Below are 3,941 nucleotides of genomic sequence, written 5' to 3'. Positions count from 1 at the left end.
CTGCATGCCCTTTAAGTCGCTTTGGACTACCGGCTCCTCTGTCACCTTCTTATCTGACACCTAGCTAAAGGTGAAATCCTGCGAATTCATGAGTTTGAGTGAGAAAAATAATTCATATCGAGGGAGTTTAATATTCTCCCTTACTTATACCTGCTTAATATTTCTTCTGGAATATGACAATAATCATTTGGACATTTAGCTAATCTATCTTGATGTTCTTCTGCACTTCTCACATAGTTTATGAGAGGTAATACTTCAACAACTATAAGGTCATAATCATTTCTCTTACTAAGAAACGCCTTCGCCTCTTTTAAGTGTTCAGGCTTTTCACTATATACTCCTGTTCTGTATTTCTCGCCAACGTCCTGTCCTTGTTTATTCAAACTGTATGGATCAATGATTTCAAATAAATACCCCATTAATTCACTGATCGTTACAACTGTCGGATCAAATCCTGTTTTTACAGATTCGGCGTACCCATTATAATCACCCTCAAGTGTATGACTTGTTCCATTAGCTCTTCCTGCTTCTGTAAACTTAACTCCAGGTAAAGTTTTTATAAAAGCTTGTACTCCCCATAAACATCCACCTGCAAAATATACTACTTCCATATTGACTCTCCTCTTCGTTTAAAAACCAAAAAATTCATTCCAACTAAATAGAAGAAAAAACTGTAGTTACTAAGCCTACTACACATTAAAATAATGACAAATTTTCTTATTCCACATTATATACCGATTGTTGAACACAAATTAAACAACACTGTTCAACTACCCTGCCCGTTAGCGCAAAACGGCTGCTAATCCATGTCGGCAGCCGCGTTTTAGTTTATTATTGAGCTATCGTGTCCCGTTAGCGTAATCTTATTGCCGTTACCTCATATATTAAAAAAAAAAAATGACCAGATGAAGCAAAAGGCTTCTCTGGTCTATTGTTTTGCCCTAGGGCCCAGGGCATCATCTATTCTCTTACAAGTCCATGCATCTGAGCTTTTTTCATGGCCTGGGTACGATTATTAACCTCTAATTTCGAGTAGAGACTAGAAACGTAATTTCGGACTGTTCCTTCCGAAAGAAACAATTTCTGAGCAATATCTCGATACTTATCCCCATCTGACAAATATTTCAGAACTTGCAGCTCCCTTTCCGTTAAATCATATTCATGTGTTTTTGTTAATCTTGTATTCTCACTCGGAACATCATTGGAATGGTTGATCAAATTAATTAATTGCCTAGCAACCTCTGTGGACATAAGCGTGCCACCCCGATACACGAGACGAATAGCGGATAATAAATCACGGGGATGAATCGTTTTTAACAAATAACCCTCAGCACCTAAGGAAATCGCTTCCTTTGCAGAGCCCATTTCTTCAAATGTCGTTAAAATGATGATTTTGATGTGTGGCCACTGTTGTTTGATAATCCTCGTGGCTTCAACACCGTTCATTTCTAGCATTTGTACATCTAGTAGGATGATATTAGGATTCAGCTGTTGGCATAGTTCTACGGCTTCCCGCCCGTTCTGTCCCAAACCAACTACTTCAAGATCCGACTCTCTCATAAACACAATTTGTAAGCTTTCCCTTATCAAATCCTGATCATCAATGATCACAAGACGAATTTCATTGTTTCCAAGTTGGTCTTTTATAGGAACTGTACAAATAATCTCTGTACCCGCATTCATACCCGAGTTGATTTGCAGCCCCCCCATTACGGTGGTTAACCTTTGCTGCATCGTACTAAGTCCAAAGCCAAATGTCAGATCATGATTCCCGCATCCATCATCTCTTACAATGAGAATCAACTGGTCTGCTTCATATGTTAACGTGACTATAATCACCCTAGCTTGTCCGTGTCTGACTGCATTGGTTAAGGTCTCTTGCAGGCATCTAGTCAAAACATGCTGAATAGCTAAAGGAACCTGAATTTCCTGTCCAATAAGCTTGAAGGAGATTTGAATGTCCGAATAATCACTAAAGCCCCTGATTTCATCGATAAAATGCATAGATAGCATTGTATTCTCTTCAGTCGGCTTTATCTGATGAATCTGTTGTCGGATATGATCTACACTTACTCTCGCCTGCTGTAGTATTCCCTCCATCTTCTCCCCAGCTTTATTAGGATCCATCTCCATCAGTGCTTTAGAAGCTTCAAGACCCATGATTAATGAAGTAAAAGCGTATCCTACTGTATCATGAAGTTCACCTGCTAACCGATTTCTTTCCTCTTTCAAAGTAAGGGCCTCAACCTGAGTCGCGTACTGCTGTATGAGTTGATATTGTTTCTTATTCTTATCGAGAAGAGCCTTCATTGTTCGATTATTCATAATAAATACGTTATACCCAACTCCAATTCCATACAAAAGAAGATGATTCATTACGGTGTCCATCGTCGATTCCCATGTCTGATGTCCAAACATAACCCCAAGAAGCGGAAATCCAAGGATAGCAATTGGGGCCGACCAATAAGCAACTTTCCTCGTGGCCAGATAGCCTAATAGAATCATGGGAACGGACATATTATCTATATAATGATCGGTCCAGTAATAGAGAAGCCCCGTAACAAAACCACCAAATAGTAACACTGCCAATGTAAAACCAACCACATTTTTATAATTAGGTCTCCAAAAAAATTGAGGTACCACATAGGATAGGGTGAATATTAAGAAATGTATTCCATTAAATCCTTCAATGATACGATTTGAATTCGCTAACAAATAAACTGAAATAGATAAATACCAAAATAAATGTAAAGAAAACAATGACCAATCAATCCACTTCCAACGCCTAGCCCCCATATAGTCCCCACTTCTTATGACATTCTTTATGACAATCATATGATCTAAAACAAGATGAATGTCACTACCGTCATTTCTCTACTATTCTACAATTAAGTTATGAGCCTCTTAATAACTTTCACTCCATTTTATCACAAAAATTTGAACAAATAAGGAGATCGAACATGATTAAACAACTAACTTCAAAACAACAATCATTCGTATTTATTGGACTGGTACTACTCTTAGGGTTAGGATTCAGTCTTATCTCAAATATAAGTACCTTTGTGTATATGTTAATCCCGACCCTTGCAACTTTACTTATGATGTTCATCGTAACTAGAGATGGCTATAACAAAACAGGATGGCAAAAACTCGGCTTAAATAAACTAGGCATGCACAAATGGCTTTTTGCTATATTTGTACCTATTATACCCCTTGCTTTAGGTTATGGAATTGTATGGATTAGCGGGCTTTCTGTTCTAGTAATGCCCGATACTATTCTCGGTTTTAGATGGGCAGCTTTTCCGATCGCTATTATTGCTATATTTATCTCTAATGTGCTGACGAACTCCCTAGGAGAGGAATTGGGATGGCGAGGATATTTATTTCCGCAACTACATACTTCCTTCGGGTTTATACGTGGTTCGCTTATGACGGGGTTTATCCATGGCATCTGGCATTTTCCTATGATTATCTTTACTACTAGCTATCATGATGAAGGAAATGTATGGATTAATTTGTTCCTAATGCTGATATCTACTATGTCCCTTGCGCCGGTCATTGGCTATGTCAGAGTCAAAAGTGAAAGTGTATGGCCCTCTTCCATTCTCCATACCAGCCATAATGTCTTTTGGGCGGTATTCGCTGCACTCAGTCAATCGAAGTCCTCTATAACCGAATACATCTCAGGCGACACCAGCATTGTAGTTATCCTATTTTATGCCATTTTATCATTGTGGGTATTTAAAGCTATGAGGAGGAATCAAGAAAAAAAGATATCATCTTGAATCCTCAATTTCCATATTCAAGGTTGGATTTAGCCAATTCTACAACAATCATCGGTCTTATCACCTAACCTCCACACTGGTTAGTCCAATAAGATAATCCGCCCTACTTATAGTAGGGCTCATCCCGATTGATCTTGAACAATCCTGCCCGTTAGC

Annotated in this window: 3 protein-coding genes; 1 reads left to right on the top strand and 2 read right to left on the bottom strand. The window is 38.5% G+C overall.

The features are described from left to right. Positions 1-140: 140 nt before the first annotated feature. Together NV379_RS25780 and NV379_RS25775 are read right to left on the bottom strand one after the other, a co-directional pair. Positions 141-611: a peptide-methionine (S)-S-oxide reductase gene (locus NV379_RS25780; RefSeq protein ID WP_258210197.1), complete on the bottom strand. Its 471-nt coding sequence runs from the start codon at positions 609-611 to the stop codon at positions 141-143. 349 nt (positions 612-960) lie between these two features. Continuing rightward, positions 961-2,835, bottom strand: a complete 1,875-nt coding sequence (locus tag NV379_RS25775) for a helix-turn-helix transcriptional regulator (RefSeq protein WP_258210196.1) — start codon at positions 2,833-2,835, stop codon at positions 961-963. A 125-nt stretch (positions 2,836-2,960) separates the two neighbouring features. Between NV379_RS25775 and NV379_RS25770 the strand changes: the two genes are divergently transcribed. Beyond that, on the top strand, positions 2,961-3,785 hold the full coding sequence (locus tag NV379_RS25770; RefSeq protein WP_258210195.1) for a CPBP family intramembrane glutamic endopeptidase: 825 nt from the start codon (positions 2,961-2,963) through the stop codon (positions 3,783-3,785). Positions 3,786-3,941 lie beyond the last annotated feature (156 nt).

The sequence above is a fragment of the Paenibacillus radicibacter genome, from assembly GCF_024721995.1.
Classification (GTDB): Bacteria; Bacillota; Bacilli; order Paenibacillales; family NBRC-103111; genus Paenibacillus_AM; species Paenibacillus_AM radicibacter.
The sequence above is the reverse complement of the archived record's forward strand: the minus strand, read 5'-3'. Positions and strand labels throughout refer to the sequence as shown.